At 68.7% G+C, this 17894-nt stretch carries 15 protein-coding genes and 1 tRNA gene; 11 read left to right on the top strand and 5 right to left on the bottom strand.

Annotated features, from left to right (window positions below):
- Positions 1 to 6 precede the first annotated feature (6 nt).
- The gene (locus RISW2_RS17965; RefSeq protein ID WP_043773718.1) at positions 7 to 1257 is read right to left on the bottom strand and encodes a glycerate kinase type-2 family protein; all 1251 of its coding nucleotides are present in this window, start codon (positions 1255 to 1257) and stop codon (positions 7 to 9) included.
- Positions 1258 to 1466: 209 nt separating this feature from the next.
- Here RISW2_RS17965 and RISW2_RS17960 point away from each other — a divergent pair, with 209 nt between their 5' ends.
- The 7 genes from RISW2_RS17960 (at position 1467) to RISW2_RS17930 (ending at position 9673) form a co-directional block, all read left to right on the top strand.
- Positions 1467 to 3386 (top strand): PhoX family protein, encoded by a 1920-nt coding sequence (locus tag RISW2_RS17960; protein ID WP_043773717.1) that lies wholly within the window; start codon positions 1467 to 1469, stop codon positions 3384 to 3386.
- Between the two features lie 242 nt (positions 3387 to 3628).
- Positions 3629 to 6496: a monovalent cation/H+ antiporter subunit A gene (locus RISW2_RS17955; RefSeq protein ID WP_043773715.1), complete on the top strand. Its 2868-nt coding sequence runs from the start codon at positions 3629 to 3631 to the stop codon at positions 6494 to 6496.
- Position 6497: 1 nt separating this feature from the next.
- Positions 6498 to 6860 (top strand): Na+/H+ antiporter subunit C, encoded by a 363-nt coding sequence (locus tag RISW2_RS17950; protein ID WP_043773714.1) that lies wholly within the window; start codon positions 6498 to 6500, stop codon positions 6858 to 6860.
- Positions 6857 to 8515, top strand: a complete 1659-nt coding sequence (locus RISW2_RS17945; protein WP_043773713.1) for a monovalent cation/H+ antiporter subunit D — start codon at positions 6857 to 6859, stop codon at positions 8513 to 8515. The genes RISW2_RS17950 and RISW2_RS17945 overlap by 4 nt, the downstream gene beginning before the upstream one ends.
- A complete protein-coding gene (locus tag RISW2_RS17940) occupies positions 8515 to 9015 on the top strand; it encodes a Na+/H+ antiporter subunit E (RefSeq protein ID WP_043773712.1) in 501 nt (166 codons plus the stop codon). Before RISW2_RS17945 ends, RISW2_RS17940 begins: the two co-directional genes overlap by 1 nt.
- A complete protein-coding gene (locus RISW2_RS17935; RefSeq protein WP_043773711.1) occupies positions 9012 to 9299 on the top strand; it encodes a K+/H+ antiporter subunit F in 288 nt (95 codons plus the stop codon). The genes RISW2_RS17940 and RISW2_RS17935 overlap by 4 nt, the downstream gene beginning before the upstream one ends.
- Positions 9296 to 9673: a Na+/H+ antiporter subunit G gene (locus RISW2_RS17930; protein WP_043773709.1), complete on the top strand. Its 378-nt coding sequence runs from the start codon at positions 9296 to 9298 to the stop codon at positions 9671 to 9673. The genes RISW2_RS17935 and RISW2_RS17930 overlap by 4 nt, the downstream gene beginning before the upstream one ends.
- Before the next feature lie 3 nt (positions 9674 to 9676).
- Here the strand turns inward: RISW2_RS17930 and RISW2_RS17925 are convergent, their stop codons facing one another.
- From RISW2_RS17925 to RISW2_RS17915, 3 genes are read right to left on the bottom strand one after another with little or no spacing between them, the layout of a single operon-like run.
- A complete protein-coding gene (locus RISW2_RS17925) occupies positions 9677 to 10546 on the bottom strand; it encodes an NAD-dependent epimerase/dehydratase family protein (RefSeq protein WP_043773707.1) in 870 nt (289 codons plus the stop codon).
- Entirely contained in the window at positions 10543 to 11364 is an 822-nt protein-coding gene (locus RISW2_RS17920) for a glycosyltransferase (protein WP_043773812.1), read from the bottom strand. Before RISW2_RS17920 ends, RISW2_RS17925 begins: the two co-directional genes overlap by 4 nt.
- A 5-nt stretch (positions 11365 to 11369) precedes the next feature.
- Positions 11370 to 12587 carry an NAD-dependent epimerase/dehydratase family protein gene (locus tag RISW2_RS17915; protein WP_043773706.1) on the bottom strand — a complete coding sequence of 406 codons (1218 nt, stop codon included), beginning with the start codon at positions 12585 to 12587 and terminating at the stop codon, positions 11370 to 11372.
- A 232-nt stretch (positions 12588 to 12819) separates the two neighbouring features.
- On the opposite strand from RISW2_RS17915, the gene RISW2_RS17910 reads away from it, so the two are divergent.
- The 4 genes from RISW2_RS17910 (at position 12820) to RISW2_RS17895 (ending at position 17286) form a co-directional block, all read left to right on the top strand.
- Positions 12820 to 13926, top strand: a complete 1107-nt coding sequence (locus tag RISW2_RS17910; protein ID WP_043773705.1) for an alkene reductase — start codon at positions 12820 to 12822, stop codon at positions 13924 to 13926.
- Positions 13927 to 14206: 280 nt separating this feature from the next.
- Positions 14207 to 16618 carry an endopeptidase La gene (gene lon / locus RISW2_RS17905; protein WP_043773701.1) on the top strand — a complete coding sequence of 804 codons (2412 nt, stop codon included), beginning with the start codon at positions 14207 to 14209 and terminating at the stop codon, positions 16616 to 16618.
- Between the two features lie 166 nt (positions 16619 to 16784).
- Positions 16785 to 17198 (top strand): HU family DNA-binding protein, encoded by a 414-nt coding sequence (locus RISW2_RS23620; RefSeq protein WP_162164343.1) that lies wholly within the window; start codon positions 16785 to 16787, stop codon positions 17196 to 17198.
- 13 nt (positions 17199 to 17211) lie between these two features.
- A tRNA-Val gene (locus RISW2_RS17895) sits at positions 17212 to 17286 on the top strand.
- A 73-nt stretch (positions 17287 to 17359) separates the two neighbouring features.
- Here the strand turns inward: RISW2_RS17895 and RISW2_RS17890 are convergent.
- Complete coding sequence (locus RISW2_RS17890; RefSeq protein ID WP_043773699.1) at positions 17360 to 17743, bottom strand: hypothetical protein; 384 nt, start codon at positions 17741 to 17743, stop codon at positions 17360 to 17362.
- Positions 17744 to 17894 lie beyond the last annotated feature (151 nt).

Genomic DNA, 17894 nt, shown 5'->3' with positions numbered 1-17894 from the left:
CCCCGGTCAGGTGGGCGCCAGCAGCAGGACCTGCACGTCGGCGACATTGGTGCCGGTCGCGGGGATCCTGACCAGCGCGTCGCCCGCCTCGAGCGCCGCGTGGCTGTCGTTGTTCGCGAGGAGCGCGTCGGGATCCGCGCCGGTTTCCTCGATTCGGGCGCGCGTTCCCGCATCGACCACGCCGCCCGCCGCGTCCGTCGGCCCGTCCCGCCCGTCCGTCCCCCCTGACAGGAAGACCCAATGCCCGGCCAGGTCCGGCGCGCCGAGCGCCACGCGGAGCGCCATCTCCTGGTTGCGCCCGCCGCGTCCGGTGCCGCGCAGCGTCACCGTCGTCTCGCCCCCGAACAGGAGCGCCGTCGGCCGGTCGGGCACGTGCATCTCTGACAGCACGCGCGCCGCCGCGTCCGCAACATCGCCGGTCAGGCGGTCGCTGACGATGTGCGCCTGCCAGTCTGCGTCCTCGGCCGCCGCGCGCATGGCGTCGAGCGAAACGCGGTTCGATCCGACGAGGTGGTTCCGCGCCTCGGGCAGGGGCGTAGGCGGGCCGGCGGTCTCCAGGTGCGTGCGCACCGCCTCGGGCATCCGATCCCAGAGCCCGCGCCCCTTCAGGAGCGCGATCGCCTCGGCCGCCGTGCCGACCGGGCCGACCGTCGGGCCGGAGGCGATCACGCGCAGGTCGTCGCCGATCACGTCCGACAGGATGTAGGCCGTCACCGGTGCGGGCGCGGCGTGGCGCAGGAACCCGCCGCCCTTGAGCTCGGAGAGCTGCTGGCGGACGAGGTTCATCTCGGTGATGTCGAGCCCGCCCGCGAGAAGCGCGGCGTTCACCGCCGCCTTGTCCGCAAGCGTCAGCGGCGCGACCGGCGCGGGCACGAGCGCCGAGCCGCCCCCCGAGATCAGCGCGATCACGCGATCCCTTTCCGTGCAGCCCGCGAGGAGGTCGAGGATGCGCCGTGCCGCCCGGGCCCCGGCCGCGTCTGGCACCGGGTGGCCCGCGCGCAGCACCTCCGCGCCCGGAACCTCCGTGTCGTTCTCGTGATGCGTCACCGCGAGCGCGACGACGGGCCCCGTCACGTGCGCCCGCGCCTCGGCCAGCATGCGTGGCGCGGCCTTGCCGATGGCGATTAGGATCGTCCGGCCCGGCGCCGCGGGCAACGGATGGGCCGCGAACGCGCGGGCCAGCGCCTGCGCGGGATCCGCGGCCGCGATGGCGGCGTCGAAAAGGCGCAGCGCCTCGGTGCGCAACCCGTCCTGCATCGGTTCGTCCTCCGGTGTCCTGTCCGGCCACAAGTGACGCGGCTGCCCGCGAGAGGTCAACCGGCCCGAGCGTCGCGGGTCCGGGCCGGGGCGACGGACCTGCGGCATTTCGGCAGGCGGGCCGTCACGGAACCGTTGCAGTCGCGCGGTAGCGCAATCCGGCCAACGTCCGGGCGCCATTCCGCGCCCGACAGTCAGCGGAGGGAATCATGAACATTCAAAAGACCGTGGAACGCATGTCGGCCGACGAGTGGGACGAGAAGAACTTCCCGCGCCCCGAGGTGCAGGAATTCGACCGCGTGGTCGAGCGCGCGATCTCGCGCCGCGGCTTCCTTGGCGGCGCGCTGGCCTTCGGTTCGGGCGCGGCCGTCATGGGCACGTCGTTCCTCAAGGGCACGACCGCCATGGCACAGCAGGCTTCGCGCTTCGCGTTCGAGGGCATCGCCGCCCAGACCGACGGCACCGTGCACGTCCCCGAGGGCTACAGCTGGAAGACCCTCGTGCGCTGGGGCGACCCGCTCTTCTCCGACGCGCCTGAATTCGACGCCGCGAACGGCATCCCGACCGAGGGGTCGGACCGCGTGATGGGCGAGAACACCGACGGCATGGAGCTCTTCAACGTCGGCGGCCGCGAGATCCTCGTGGTGAACTCCGAGTACACCAACAACGACGTGAACCTGCCGAACACCGAGGACGGGACGCCCGCCTCCGCCGAGGACGTGCTGCGCCTGCAGAACTTCCAGGGCGTGTCGGTCATGGAGATCGCCGAGGGCGAGGACGGCTGGTCGGTCGTCGTGGACAGCCCGTTCAACCGCCGCATCCACCACAACACGCCGATGCGCATCGACGGCCCCGCCGCCGGTCACGACCTGCTCAAGACCGAGGCCGACCCGACGGGCACGGAATCGCTCGGCACGTTCAACAATTGCGGCTCCGGCCGGACGCCGTGGGGCACCTACCTGACCTGCGAGGAGAACTTCAACGGCTACTTCGGTGCGACCGGCGGCCTGCCGTCGGACGAGAAGATCGCTGCCGGCTACGAGCGCTACGGCATCAACGAGGAAGGCTCGGGCTACAACTACCACGCCTTCGACGCCCGCTTCGACGTCACGACGAACCCGAACGAGCCGCACCGCGCGGGCTACATCGTCGAGATCGACCCCTCCGACGCGTCCTCGACCCCGGTCAAGCACACCGCGCTCGGCCGCTTCAAGCACGAGAACGCCGCGGCGACCGTCGCGCCTGACGGCCGGGTCGTGGTCTACATGGGCGACGACGAGCGCGGCGAGTTCATGTACAAGTGGCTGTCGCGCGACGTCTACGTGCCGGGTGGCGACACCTCCACGCTCCTGAGCGAAGGCCAGCTCTACGTCGCGAAGTTCAACGACGACATGACCGGCGAATGGCTGGCGCTCACGCCTGAAACCACCGGCATGGACGCGGCCGAGATCGCCATCTTCACCCGTACCGCGGCCTCGGCCGTGGGCGCGACGACGATGGACCGCCCGGAATGGATCGCCGTCAACCCGACCGCGATCGAGGCCTATTGCTGCCTCACCAACAACTCGCGCCGCGGCGAGACCGCCGATGACGGCTCGATCCGCACCAACGCGGGCGGCGATGAGATGGCGACCAACGCGCCCAACCCGCGCGCGACGAACGAGTACGGCCAGATCGTGCGCTGGCGTCCGCACGAGGACAACCACGCCTCGGACGGCTTCGACTGGGACCTCTACGTCATGGCGGGCAACCCGACCGTGCACGAGGACGCCTATGCCGGCAGCGAGAACGTGAACGAGGGCAACCTCTTCAACTCGCCCGACGGCATGCAGATCGACTCGTCGGGCATCATCTGGATCCAGACCGACGGCGACGATTCCAACGAGGGCGACTTTGCCGGCATGGGCAACAACCAGATGCTGGCGGGCGACCCGGTGACCGGCGAGATCCGCCGTTTCCTGACGGGCCCCAAGGGCGCGGAAGTGACCGGCCTCACCTGGTCGTCGGACCGCCGCACCATGTTCGTGGGCATCCAGCACCCGGACGCGCCATTCCCGGACGGCGAGGGCGCCCTGCCGCGTTCCGCCATCGTCGCAGTCAAGCGCGACGACAACGCGCTGGTCGGCTGACCCGGCACCGCTGACATCGCGGCCCGTCGCGGGCCCATCCTGCCGGGGCGCGTCGTCATGACGCGCCCCGATGCATTCCGGACGCGCGATACGTTGCCAAAAGGCCCGATGGCCGTGCCTGCAGGACGATCAGCCGCTCCGACGGGCGTGCAATTTCCCCGCGGCCCCTTGAGGCTCGGGCGAAACTTTCGCACTAAGTGTGTCACGTTCCGCTTCAGGCCGCCGCTGTCCCGGGAGATCACGTGTCGCTTTTCATCCTCGTCCTGCTGCCGTTCCTCGGGGCGCTCCTGCCCGGTATCCTCGACAGCGCGGGCCGAAGGGTCTGTGCCGGTGGCACGCTGGCGGTCACGCTGACCGCGCTCGTCGGCCTCGTGTCGAACCTGCCCGCGCTGATGGCGGGCGAGGTCGTGACCGCGCGGATCGACTGGCTGCCCGCGCTCGGGCTGAACGTGACGCTGTTCCTCGATCCGCTCGGCTTCTTCTTCGCGTCGCTGATCCTCGGGATCGGGGCGCTCATCATCGTCTACGGACGCTACTACCTGTCCCGCGACGACAGCATGGGCGAGTTCTTCACCTACCTGCTGCTGTTCCAGGGCGCGATGGTGGGCATCGTGCTGTCCGACAACGTCCTGCTCCTGCTGGTGTTCTGGGAACTCACCTCGCTGTCGTCCTTCCTGCTCATCGGGTACTGGAAACACCTGCCCGAGGGGCGGCAGGGCGCGCGGATGGCGCTGACGGTCACCGGCATGGGCGGGCTCGCCATGATCGGGGGCATGCTGCTGCTCGGCCGGATCGTGGGCAGCTACGACCTGACCGTGATCCTCGAGAACCGCGAGATGATCCAGGATTCCCCGCTCTACCTGCCGGCGCTCGTCCTGATCCTGCTCGGCTGCTTCACCAAGTCGGCGCAGTTCCCGTTCCATTTCTGGCTGCCGCACGCCATGGCCGCGCCGACGCCGGTTTCGGCCTACCTGCACTCGGCCACCATGGTGAAGGCGGGCATCTTCCTGATGGCGCGCCTCTGGCCGGTCATGTCCGGGACCGAGGCCTGGTTCTACACCGTGACGACCGCGGGCCTCGTGACCATGTGCCTCGGCGCGGTGATCGCGCTCTTCAAGCACGACCTGAAGGCGCTGCTCGCGTTCTCGACGGTGTCGCATCTCGGTCTCATCACCATGCTTCTCGGCACCGGAACCGCGTTCGGGGCGATGACGGCAGTGTTCCACATCCTGAACCACGCCACGTTCAAGGCCGCGCTGTTCATGTCGGCGGGCATCGTCGACCACGAGGCGCATACCCGCGACATCCGCAAGCTCGGGGGCCTGCGCCACCTGATGCCCGTGACCTTCGCGATCGCGCTGGTGGCGGGGCTGTCGATGGCGGGCATCCCGCTCTTCAACGGCTTCATCTCGAAGGAGATGATGCTCGAGGAGGCGCTGCACACCGAGCTCTTCGGGCCGTGGTGGCTGGTGCCAGCGCTCGCCACCTTCGGCGCGCTCTTCTCGGCCGCCTATTCGTTCCGCTTCATCGCGCACACCTTCTTCGGCAAGGCGCGCGACGACTACCCGTCCAAGCCGCACGATCCGGGCACCGGCATGTGGCTGCCGCCGGCCTTCCTCGCGACGCTGGTGATCGTGATCGGCCTCGCGCCGTTCCTGGTCGAGCCGCTGGTGAAGGGCGTGACCGGCGCGGTCCTCGGGGGCGTGGCGCCGGTGCCTGACTACCACCTCGCCATCTGGCACGGCTTCAAGCCGCCGCTCTACATGTCCGCGGTCGCGGTCGCGGGCGGCATCCTGATGCTGCTTCTGCACCGCTGGCTGCAGAAGGCGTGGGACGTGACGCCGCGCCCCGAGGCAAAACCCATCTTCGAGGGGCTCGTCGAGGCCGTCGCGGCCTTCGCGCGCGGCCTGACCGGCCGGCTGCACGACGGCGCCTTCACCCGCTATGCCGCGATCCTGTCGGTGACCATCCTCGCCGGCGCCTGGCACGCCTACGCCACCGGCACGGTCGGCGGGGCGACGCGGGCGATGCAGCCGGCGCCGGTGGTCGCGATCATCGGCTGGGCCATGCTGGTGGCGGCGTCGGGCTTCCTCGTCTTCGCGCACCGCAAGCGGTTCGCGGCGCTCGTCCTCATGGGCATCGTCGGCACCATCGTGTCGGTCGGCTTCGCCTTCTTCAGCGCGCCCGACCTCGCCATGACCCAGATCTCGGTCGAGGTCGTGACGGCGGTCCTGCTGCTTCTCGCCCTGAACCTGCTGCCGTCCGAGACCCCGCGCGAAAGCGGCGCCGGCCGCCGCCTGCGCGACGGCCTAGTCGCGGTCGCGGGCGGCGTCGGCGCGGGCGCGCTGGCCTGGTTCCTCATGATGCGGGACTTCGTCGCTGCGCCGATCTCCGAATACCATCTCGAGAACTCGTATTACGGCGGCGGCGGCACCAACGTGGTGAATGTCATCCTCGTGGACTTCCGCGGCTTCGACACCTTCGGCGAGATCATCGTGCTGGGCATCGCGGCGCTCGTGATCTACGCGCTGACCGAGGCGCTCCTGTCCGGTCCGGTCCGGGCGCGGCTGCTCGACCGGGTGCCGAACGCGCCCCTGGCCGGCGACCGTCACCCGCTCATGATGGTGGTGCTGACGCGCGTGGCCATGCCGCTGATCCTGATGGTCGGGGTCTTCATCTTCCTGCGCGGCCACAACATGCCCGGCGGCGGATTCATCGCCGGCCTCATCGTCGCGGTGGCGGTGGTGATGCAGTACATGGCCTCGGGCTATGCCTGGGCGTCCGAGCGCCAGCGCTTCCCCTATCACGGCATCATCGGTGCGGGCGTGCTGATCGCGGGCCTCACCGGCATCGGGGCGTGGTTCACCGGGCACGAGTTCCTGACCTCGTCCTTCACCTACATCCACCTGCCGCCGATCGAGGAGTTCGAGGTCGCCTCGGCCGCCGCCTTCGACCTCGGCGTGTTCCTGACCGTGGTGGGCGCGGTGATGCTGTCGCTCGAGAGCTTCTCGCGGCTTGCCCGACGTTCCCAGTCGACACCGGCGGAGCACGCCATGGACATCGATCCGTCCCGCGGACGCGGGGATGCCGGACTGAAAGGGGGCGCCTGACATGGAACTTCTCGTCGCCAGCGCCATCGGCGTCCTGACCGCCGCGGGCATCTACCTCGTGCTCCGGCTGCGCACCTTCCCGGTCATCGTCGGGACGGCCATGCTGACCTACGCGGTGAACGTGTTCCTGTTCACCTCGGGTCGGCTCGTGGTGGGCGCGCCGCCCATCCTGACGGACGATGCCACGCGCTACACCGATCCGCTGCCGCAGGCGCTGGTGCTGACCGCCATCGTGATCTCGTTCGGCATGACCGCGGTCGTGGTGGTCATCGCGCTCGGCGCCTATCTCGGCAACGACGACGACCGCGTGGACGACAGCGCGGGCCGGCTCGACGCGGCCCGCAAGGGGGAGGGGCGTCAATGATGCATTGGGTAAGCCTTCCCGTCATCCTGCCGGCGATGCTCGCCGCCACGATGATCCTCGTGGCGCGCTACGACGAGACCGTGCAGCGCACCTTCTCGGTCGCCGGGACCGTGGCCCTTCTCGCGGTGGCGCTCGGCCTCTTCCGCGGGGCCTCGGACGGGACAGTGACGATCTACCAGCTGGGCGACTGGCAGGCGCCGTTCGGCATCGTGCTGGTCGCCGACCGGCTGTCGACGCTGATGGTGCTCCTGACCGCCGTGCTCGCGCTCTTCGTGCTGATGCACGCGATCGGGACGGGCTGGGACCGGCGCGGCCGGCATTTCCACGCGCTGTTCCAGTTCCAGCTCATGGGCATCATGGGCGCCTTCCTCACCGGCGACGTGTTCAACCTGTTCGTCTTCTTCGAGGTGCTGCTCATCGCGTCCTACGGGCTGATGATCCACGGCGGCGGCGCCCGCCGCACCAAGGCCGGCGTGCAATACGTCCTCTTCAACCTCCTGGGCTCCACGCTCTTCCTGTTCGCGCTGGGCGCCATCTACGCCGAGACCGGCACGCTCAACATGGCGGACCTGGCCGAGCGCGTGGCGCAGATCGATCCGGGCAACAGCGCCGGCATCCGCACGGCGGCCGTGCTCCTGCTGATCGTGTTCGCGGTCAAGGCGGCAATCGCCCCGGTGCATTTCTGGCTGCCCGCGTCCTATTCCGAAGCGCCCGGCCCGGTCGCCGCGCTGTTCGCCATCATGACCAAGGTCGGCGCCTACGCCATCATCCGGGTCTACACGCTGATCTTTCCGCCCGAGCTCGAGATCACGCGGGGCCTGCTCGACCTCTGGCTGATGCCGCTGGCGCTCGTGGGTCTCGTCGTCGGCATGGTGGGCGTGCTCGGCGCGCGCCGGCTCGACCGGCTGGTCGCGTTCTCGGTCATCGGTTCGATGGGCATGCTGACCGTGGCGGTGTCGCTCTTCACCGAGGAGGGGATCACCGCCGCGCTCTACTACGTCGTGCACTCGACGCTCGCCACGGCGGCGCTGTTCCTCGTCGTGGACCTCGTGCAGACGCATCGTGGCAACATCCGCGGCGAACTGCGCGCCGCGCAGCCGATCCCGGCCACCGGCATCGTGGCCGCGCTGTTCTTCGCCGCCGCCATCGCCATGACCGGCCTGCCGCCGCTCTCGGGCTTCGTCGGCAAGCTCCTGATCCTCGACGCCGCATGGGACGGGCCGCTCGCGGTCTGGGCCTGGGCGGTGATCCTCGGCACCTCGCTGATCGCGGTGGTGGGCTTCAGCCGTGCGGGCAGCGTCGTCTTCTGGAAGGCGCACGAGGCGCGCGCTGCGGCGGACGACGATCCGGCGACCGAGATGGACAACGTCGACAGCACGCTGGACCTCGTCGGAGGTCGCGGCCAGCCGGCCCTCGCGCTCGTCTCGATCGGCGGACTGATCGCGCTCCTCGCGCTGCACACGGTGTTCGCGGGGCCGGTCATGCGGACGCTCTCGGCCACCTCGGCGCAGCTCTTCGCGCCGCAGCCCTACATCTCGACCGTGCTCGAGACCGAGGGCAAGGAGATCGTGAAGGGCCATTCCGACGAGGGCGACGACGGCGGCGACGCGGCCTCGGCCGCTGAGGGCGAAACCGGGGAAGGGGAGAGCCAGTGATGAAAAGCGCCATCCGCGTGATCCTGCCGCATCCGTTCCTGACGCTCCTGATGATCGTCGCGTGGTGCCTCCTGACCTCATCGATCTCGCTCGGCAACCTGCTGCTGGCGCTGGTCCTCGGCATCCTGATCCCGCAGCTGACCTACGCCTACTGGCCCGACGCCCCCCGCGGCGTCCGGGTGCTGAAGCTCATCCCCTACGTGCTCATGGTGATCTGGGACATCCTGATCGCCAACGTGGCCGTGGCGTGGATCGTGCTGACCAAATCGAACCGCGCCATGCGCTCCATGTGGGTGACCATTCCGCTCGATCTGCGCACGCCCGAGGCGATCACGATCCTCGCCGGGACCATCACGCTGACCCCGGGCACGGTGTCGGCGGACCTGTCGGACGAGGGGCACGCGCTTCTCGTGCACGCGCTCGACGCCGAGAGCCCCGAAGCGGTGCGCGAGGAGATCAAGTCGCGCTACGAACGCCGCCTGAAGGAGATCTTCGAATGACCGATCCCGAGACGCTGCGCGCCTGGGCGCTCATCTTCGCCTTCGTCTGCGTCGGGCTCAGCCAGGCGCTCGCCATGGTCCGCCTGATCCTCGGGCCGGGCCCCGGCGACCGGGTCCTCGCGCTCGACACCATGGTGATCAACGCCATCGGCCTGATCGTGCTCCTCGGCGTCGCGCAGGGCACTGAACTCTACTTCGAGGCGGCGCTGATCTTCGCCATGCTCGGCTTCGTGTCGACGGTGGCCTATTGCCGCTTCATCCTGCGGGGAGACATCATCGAATGACCGCCGCACTCGCCGATATCGCCATCGCCCTGTCGCTGGTCGTGGGCGGCCTCTTCACGCTGGTGGGCAGCTATGGCCTGCTCAAGCTCGACGACCCGGTCAAGCGTCTGCACGCGCCCACCAAGGCCGGCACGCTCGGCGTCGGCGCGCTGTTGCTGGCCTCGATGATCGAGGCCTTCGCCGAGCGCAGCGGGTCGATGCAGGAGATCCTCGTCATCGCTTTCCTCTTCGTGACGGCGCCGGTCTCGGCGCACTTCATCGCCAAGGTGAACATCCACCGCCGGCACTGCGACACGCCGCCCGTGCCGCCCGTGGACGGCACCTGGGCGACGCTCGACGTCCCGCAGCTGCGCACCGACGACAAGGCGCCCTGACCGTCACGCCATCCCGAAACGGTCGAGGATGACAGGCAACGCCGCATCGAGCGCGGCCTCACCGCCCGGGGACCAGCCGAGCGCGCGGAGCCGCGCGCAGTCGAGCACGCTGACCGGCGCGTCCGAGCGGGCGGGCAGGGGCGACGCGGACCCCGTCAACCGCGCGACCCGCGCCAGCAGGTCGTGGTGGTCGAGCAGGATGTCCGAGACATGCAGCGCGCGTGCCGCGGGGCGTCGGCTGATCACGATCCGGACCGCCTGCGCGAGGTCGCTCCCGTGTACCTCGGTGCCCCGCCGCGGCGCGATGGCGCGGCCCGCCAGGAAATCCGCGAAGAGCGCGCGCCACTTCTCCCATGCGGGCGCGGGATCGCCCGGGCCGAGCGGCGGCGCGCCGTAGAGGCCGGTCGCCCGCAGGCTCCAGCCCGGGACGGGCAGGGCCGCGAGGTGCGCCTCCGCCTCGGCCTTGACGCGGCCATAGAGCGACGCGGGGGCGGGGGCCATGTCCTCGGTCAGGTCCGTGCCCGCCGGCAGCGCGTCGAACACCGCGCGCGAGGAGAGGAAGATCACCGGCACGCCCTGCGCCGCCGCCGCGTCGAAGAGCCGCCGCGTGCCGTCGAGATTGGCCAGCAGGAATGCGCCGGGGTCGTCGCCCTCGCCGCCGCGGTAGCGGCCCGGCACGTGAGCGAAGGCCGCGTGCACCAGCATGTCGAGACCCGACAGGTCCGGCGCCGCCGCCCCGAGATGCCAGTCGCGATGGGGCAGGTCGCGCAGGGGCCGGCGGCCGAGCGTCACCACGCTGAGGCCCGCGGCGCCGAGGTCGTCCGCGACGAACCGCCCGGCGATCCCCGTGGCGCCGGTCAGGCCGATCCTCATGCGGGGGGCGCGGGCAGGCGCGAGACGTCCGGCATCCGGCCCGCCTCGACGCTGCGCCAGAGGTCGACGAGGGGGCGCAGGCGGTCGAGCTTGCCGTGGTCCTGCCAGGGCTTCTCGTACTGGTAATGCAGCACGCGCACCGCGTCCCAGTCCCAGAGCGCGGGCAGGTTGAACCAGACGTATTGCAGCATGTTGAACGTCACCGGCAGGCCGTGCCAGTCGGGAAAGAAATCCTGCAGGAAGGTCTGGTCAGTGCGTTTCCAGAACGCCCCCGGCGCGTCGAGCCGCGCGAGCATCGCCTCGAACGTCGCCTGCGACGGCCGCGCGGTGAAGACGCCCGAGTTCATGCGGTGAAAATCCGCGAGCCCCTCGTAGACATTCGGGGCCGCGCAGAATTCCGGGTAGTCGAACAGCACGTCGATCGGCCGCAGCGCCAGCGTGTCGGCGTCGAGGAACACCACGCGGTCATAGTCGAGCTGCCAGAGCCGCAGCTTGGCGAAGTTGTCGAGCGGGGTGTGGAACGGCGGTTTCTCGCCCCTGGTGAAGGGGTTCCGGCCGTGGATCTGGTCCTTGGCATGCGCGGCGGCGAAGGCGTCGGAGACCGGGAGCAGATCCGTCGCGACGAGCCGCGCGCCGCGCGCCGACAGGGGCGCCAGCGCCTCGGACGGCACGCCCCCGGTATGCAGCACCACGCGGTCCGCGCGCGTCCCGGTGGCGGCCAGCGACGTCAGGAGCGCGGCCGCCCCGCGCGCGAAGTCCGCGTTCGTGACAAGCGTGACGAAGGCCCGGTCGGACCGGGCCGGGCCGTCCGGGATCAGCGCGCTCACGAGACGGATTTGAGCGCGCGGCCCTCGGGATCGCGGTCGACGCGGGTGCCGATGTCGCGCGTCCAGGCCGACACTGCCGGCACGCGCGAGCGGTCGATGCGGTGGGCGTATTTTTTCGCCACCTCGACCACCTCGGACAGCAGCCCCTCGGCCAGCGTCGTGGGCTCGAGCCCCAGCGCCAGGAACTGGTCGTTCTTCACGATCAGGTCGTTCTCGGCCGCTTCCTTGCGCGGATTCGGCAGGTACTTGACCTCGGCACCGGTGATCTTGGCCACGAGTTCCGCAAGGTCACGCACGCGGTGCGTCTCGGTCATCTGGTTGAAGATCTTCACCCGCTCTCCGCGCTCGGGCGCGTCGTCCAGCGCAAGCTCCACGCAGCGCACCGAATCGCGGATGTGAATGAAGGCGCGCGTCTGCCCGCCCGTGCCGTGCACCGTCAGCGGGTAGCCGATCGCCGCCTGGATCAGGAAGCGGTTCAGCACCGTGCCGTAATCGCCGTCATAGTCGAACCTGTTCACCAGCTGCTCGTGCCGGCGGGTCTGATCGGTATGCGTGCCCCAGACGATCCCCTGGTGCAAGTCGGTGATCCGGAGCCCGTCGTTCTGCGCGTAGAACTGGAAGAGGATCTGATCGAGCGACTTGGTCATGTGATAGACCGAGCCCGGCTTCGTCGGGTAGAGCACCTCCTGCGCGCGCTTGCCGGTCGGGGTGTCGATCTCGATGTCGAGATACCCCTCGGGGATCGGGGCGCCGACGCTCGAATATCCGTAGACGCCCATGGTGCCGAGGTGCACGAGGTGCGCGTCGATGTCGGTTTCCACCAGCGCCGCCAGCAGGTTGTGGGTCGCGTTCACGTTGTTGGTGACGGTGTAGACCTTGTGGCGGTCTGTCTTCATCGAATAGGGCGCGGCGCGCTGCTCGGCGAAGTGCACGATGGCGTCGGGCCGGTATTCCGCCAGCCACTGCTTCAGCCGCTCGTATTCCTTCGCGAGGTCGAGCAGGTGGAAATGCAGCGTCTCGCCGGTGACCTGCTTCCAGATGCGGCAGCGTTCCTGGATCGAATCCATGGGGGTCAGCGACTGCACGCCCAGCTCCGTGTCGATCCAGCGGCGCGACAGGTTGTCGACGATGTGAACCTCGTGCCCCTGTGCCGACAGGTGCAGACAGGTCGGCCAACCGACGAAGCCGTCTCCTCCGAGAATGGCGATACGCATGGCGGCTCTCCTTGTCCGTGTCGTGTCCGTGCGGATGACGCCGCGTCATATTCGGCGTTCCACCTGTTGTAAAATGACCGTTTTGCGACGCGCGGCAACCCCGGTCGGCGGTCTGCCGCAAAGCGGCGTCCCGCCCGCGGCATGGCAAAGCACAGGTCGGCACCTATCTGCACGTCCCAGCCGCGCCGCATCGGCGCGATCGAGACGTACAGTGCCGGAAAGGAGACATTCCATGGCAGAGGCGAAACTCTTCACCCCGTTCCGCGCGGGCGACATCGAGCTCGAGAACCGCATCGTGATGGCGCCGCTGACGCGCAACCGCGCCAAGACCGACGACGCGCCCGAGGACATGCACGTCGACTACTACACGCAGCGCGCAGGCGCAGGCCTGATCATCACCGAGGCCACGCAGATCTCGCCCGAGGGCAAGGGCTATGCCTGGACGCCCGGCATCCACGATGCCCACCAGGTCGCCGCGTGGCGCCGCGTCACCGACGCCGTGCACGAAGCGGGTGGCAAGATCGTGCTGCAGCTCTGGCATGTGGGGCGCATCTCGCACACCTCGCTGCAGCCGGGCGGCCAGCAGCCGGTCGCGCCCTCCGCGGTCCGCGCCAAGGCGCCGACCTTCGACGGCGAGAAGATGGTGGACGTGTCGGAACCCCGCGCGCTCCGGCTCGACGAGCTGCCGCGCATCGTCGAGGATTACCGCCGCGCCGCCGAGAACGCCAAGGAGGCAGGCTTCGACGGGGTCGAGGTGCACGGCGCGAACGGCTACCTGCTGGACCAGTTCCTGAAGGACGGCTCGAACCATCGCGAGGACGCCTATGGTGGCGGCCTCGAGAACCGCGCGCGGCTTCTTTTCGAGGTGCTCGACGCGGTCATCGGCGTCTGGGGCGCGGGGCGCACCGGGCTTCGGCTGTCGACCTTCTCGGCCGCGAACGACGCCCGCGACAGCGACCCGAAGGCGCTGACCGAATACCTGATCGACCGCCTGAACGGGGTCGGGCTCGCCTATCTTCACATGATCGAAGGCCAGACCGGCGGCTCGCGCGAGCTGCCCGAGGGAGCCGACCTGCGGGCGCTGCGCGACCGCTACGACGGTGCGTGGATGGGCAACAACGGCTATGACCGCGACCTCGCGATCGCGCGGGTCGACAACGGCGATGCCGACCTCGTGGCGTTCGGCGTGCCGTTCATCTCGAACCCCGACCTGCCGCGCCGCCTGAAGCTCGACGCGCCCATGAACGAGGCCGACAAGGACACGTTCTACGGCGGCGGGCGCGAGGGCTACACGGACTACCCGTTCCTCGACGGGTCCGAGGCGCGCAAGGCCGGCTGAGACACGTCGCTGCGGGCGGGGTGACCCCGCCCGCACCCGCCCAGCGGGAGGCGGCCCCGGGCCGCTCCCGCGGGCCTCGCGGCAGGTGCGCCGCGTCCCGGCATCCGCGTCCAAGAGGCCGCTTGCGCAGGCCGTCACGCCACGCCATGTTTGATTTTGGCCGCCGGACACGCAGGTTGAAAAGCGCATCCCACGACCCCAATTTGTAGCTCCGAAAGAAGGAGACGGCGGGCGCTGCCGACAAGGGGCCGAGCCGTCTTGCCGAGGATAAGGAAAGCTTATGCAACAGCCTCTCAACACGTCCTATCCGGTGCTTCCGCTGCGCGACATCGTCGTGTTCCCGCACATGATCGTGCCGCTCTTCGTAGGGCGCGAGAAATCCGTGCGTGCGCTGGAGGAGGTCATGGCGGACGACAAGCAGATCCTGCTTGCGAGCCAGATCGACCCCGCCGAGGACGACCCGGCCGCGGACCGCATCTACAAGGCCGGCGTGGTGGCCAACGTGCTGCAACTGCTCAAGCTTCCCGACGGCACCGTGAAGGTGCTGGTGGAAGGGCAGGCGCGCGTGCGCATTACCGAGTACCTCGAGAACGAGTCGTTCTTCGAGGCGCGGGCCGAATACCTGACCGAGATGCCGGGCGATGCCACGGCCATCGCGGCGCTCGTGCGGTCGGTGGCCGACGAGTTCGAACGCTATGCCAAGATCAAGAAGAACATCCCCGAGGAAGCGCTGTCGGCGGTGAGCGAGACCACCGAGCCGGCCAAGCTTGCCGACCTCGTGGCGGGCCATCTCGGCATCGAGGTGAAGCAGAAGCAGGAGCTTCTCGAGACGCTGGCGATCTCCGACCGGCTGGAGAAGGTCTACGGCCTGATGCAGGGCGAGATGTCGGTCCTGCAGGTCGAGAAGAAGATCAAGACGCGCGTCAAGTCGCAGATGGAGCGCACGCAGCGCGAGTACTACCTGAATGAGCAGATGAAGGCCATTCAGAAGGAACTCGGCGACGGCGAGGACGGCCAGAACGAGGTCGCCGAGCTCGAGAAGCGCGTGTCCGAGACCAAGCTGTCGAAGGAGGCCCGCGAAAAGGCCGAGGCCGAGATCAAGAAGCTCAAGAACATGTCGCCCATGTCCGCAGAGGCGACGGTGGTGCGCAACTACCTCGACTGGATGCTGTCGATCCCGTGGGGCGTGAAGAGCCGCGTCAAGAAGGATCTCGGCCGCGCGCAGAAAATCCTCGACGACGACCATTACAGCCTCGACAAGGTCAAGGAGCGCATCGTCGAATACCTCGCGGTGCAGCAGCGCTCGAAGAAGCTGAAGGGGCCGATCATGTGCCTCGTCGGCCCTCCGGGCGTGGGCAAGACCTCGCTCGGCCAGTCGGTCGCCAAGGCCACGGGACGCGAGTTCATCCGCATCTCGCTGGGCGGCGTGCGTGACGAGAGCGAGATCCGCGGCCACCGCCGGACCTATATCGGCTCAATGCCGGGCAAGATCATCCAGGCCCTGAAGAAGGCCAAGACGACGAACCCGCTGATCCTGCTCGACGAGATCGACAAGATGGGCCACGACTTTCGCGGTGACCCGGCCTCGGCCATGCTCGAGGTGCTCGACCCCGAGCAGAACTCGACCTTCGTCGACCACTATCTCGAGGTCGAGTACGACCTGTCGGACGTGATGTTCCTCACCACGGCCAACAGCTACAACATGCCTGGGCCGCTGCTCGACCGGATGGAGATCATCCCGCTCTCGGGCTACACCGAGGACGAGAAGGCCGAGATCGCGCGCCGTCACCTCCTGCCCAAGCAGGTCAAGAACCACGGACTCAAGAAGACCGAGTTCGAGGTCGAGGACCAGGCGCTGGTGGACACGATCCGCTACTACACCCGCGAGGCGGGGGTGCGGAACCTCGAGCGGGAGCTGGCCAAGCTCGCGCGGAAGGCTGTGACCCAGATCGTCAAGAAGGAGACGTCGAAGGTCGTCATCACGGCAGAGAACCTGCCCGACTTCCTCGGCGTGCGGAAGTTCCGCTACGGCCTCGCCGAGGAGGACAACCAGATCGGCGTGGTGACCGGGCTTGCGTACACCTCGACCGGCGGGGACCTCCTGCACATCGAGGCGCTGCGCCTGCCGGGCAAGGGCCGCATGAAGACCACCGGCACGCTCGGTGACGTGATGAAGGAATCGATCGACGCGGCGTCCTCCTATGTCCGCTCGATCAGCCCGCAGATCGGGGTGAAGCCGCCCCGGTTCGAGAAGTGGGACATCCACGTCCACGTGCCCGACGGCGCGACGCCCAAGGACGGCCCGTCCGCGGGTCTCGCCATGGTTACGGCGATCGTGTCGGTCCTGACCGGCATCCCGGTCCGCAAGGACATCGCCATGACCGGCGAGGTGACGCTGCGCGGGAACGCGTCCGCCATCGGCGGGCTGAAGGAAAAGCTGCTCGCGGCGCTGCGCGGCGGGATCAAGACCGTTCTCGTCCCGAAGGAGAACGAGAAGGATCTGGCCGAGCTGCCGGACAACGTGAAGACGGGGCTGCAGATCATCCCGGTGGAGCACGTGTCCGAGGTGCTGGAGCACGCGCTGGTCCGCAAGCCCGAGCCTGTCGACTGGGACGAGGCCGCCGAGGAAGCCGCCATGGACGCGATGAAATCGCCGTCCGAGGGCCAGGAAAGCGGTGCCGTCGCGCACTGAGCGCGGCGCGCGGACGGCTTGCACCGATGACCGGGCGGCGCGGGGAAGGACCCCGCGCCGCCTTTTTTCTTGCCCTCCGGCCGCCGCTTCCCGGAGGACGGCGATGTGGTATGATCGGCGCACGGACGGCGCCGCCGCCACCGCGCCGCGCATGAGGACAGCCGCCATGTCGAGCCGCAAGAAATCTGCCGAACCCCCCGACGCACCGCGTGGTACGTCCGCGAAAGACCCACAGGATGCGGATGCCGTGCCCGCCCCGCCGCCTGCGGAGGATCTGCGCAAGAAGGAACTGATCGCCCGCGTGATGGACCGCGCCGAGCTCAAGCAGGGCGTCGCCCGCGAAGCGGTCGAGGCGACGCTCGAGATCCTCGGCGAGGCGCTCGCCGAGGGGCGCGCCCTGAACCTGCCGCCGCTCGGCCGGGTCAAGGTGCAGCGCCGCCGCCAGACGAAGAAGGGGCAGGTGATGCTGACCCGCGTCAAGCGGGCGCATCACGACCCGCATCGCCGCCCGGATGACGACGCGTCCGACGTCGAAGACGATGCCGAAGAGGGCCTTGCACAGCCGGTCGAGGCAGTCTAAGAGACGCGCCACCGGGTGATTAGCTCAGTGGTAGAGCGCTTCGTTCACATCGAAGATGTCGGGGGTTCAAATCCCTCATCACCCACCATTAACCCCCTGATTTACCTTCACTTTAGGCGCGCGACGACCACCCTAACGAAGTGGCGTTGGGTTCAATGAACCTAGACCTCTGACCGGATGTCCATGACATCCTTGTACTTATTGTGGAATCGTGTGGTCTCGCCGGCATCTTCTGCCGCCTTGAAGTCCCGCCCCATGTCGGACTCGGACCACTCTTCGAAATGCGCCTCTGCCTCTTCGACGAGCTCTGCAATGGCATGGAGCTGCTCGGGACGGAGCATCAGGTACGAGAGCTTTGCGGTGTTCAATGAGGCGCAGCCATCGTCGAAGTCGATCTCGAACTCGTCCTGCTCGGCATCGACGCAAACTGCGTCGTATCGTGGCCCGTCGTCTGTGTACGTGACGTACAAGTGGTAAGCTTTGCTGCCCTTTTTATGGGTGATTGTGTTAAACCCAGGGTCGCTGATCTGACCGGTCTTGGTCATCGTGTTTGCCCTTTCTTGAGCGTGGAGAAGTCGAGGACGTCGGCAGCCCGACGCAGGTGCGTCGGGGAGTAACGGGCGTAGACCCTTTCGGTGATTGCGGTGTTGGAGTGGCCGAGGAATTGCGAAATCTCTGACCTGCTCCCTTTGGAGT

Source organism: Roseivivax isoporae LMG 25204 (assembly GCF_000521865.1).
In the GTDB taxonomy this organism is placed as follows: domain Bacteria; phylum Pseudomonadota; class Alphaproteobacteria; order Rhodobacterales; family Rhodobacteraceae; genus Roseivivax; species Roseivivax isoporae.
The sequence above is the reverse complement of the archived record's forward strand: the minus strand, read 5'-3'. Positions and strand labels throughout refer to the sequence as shown.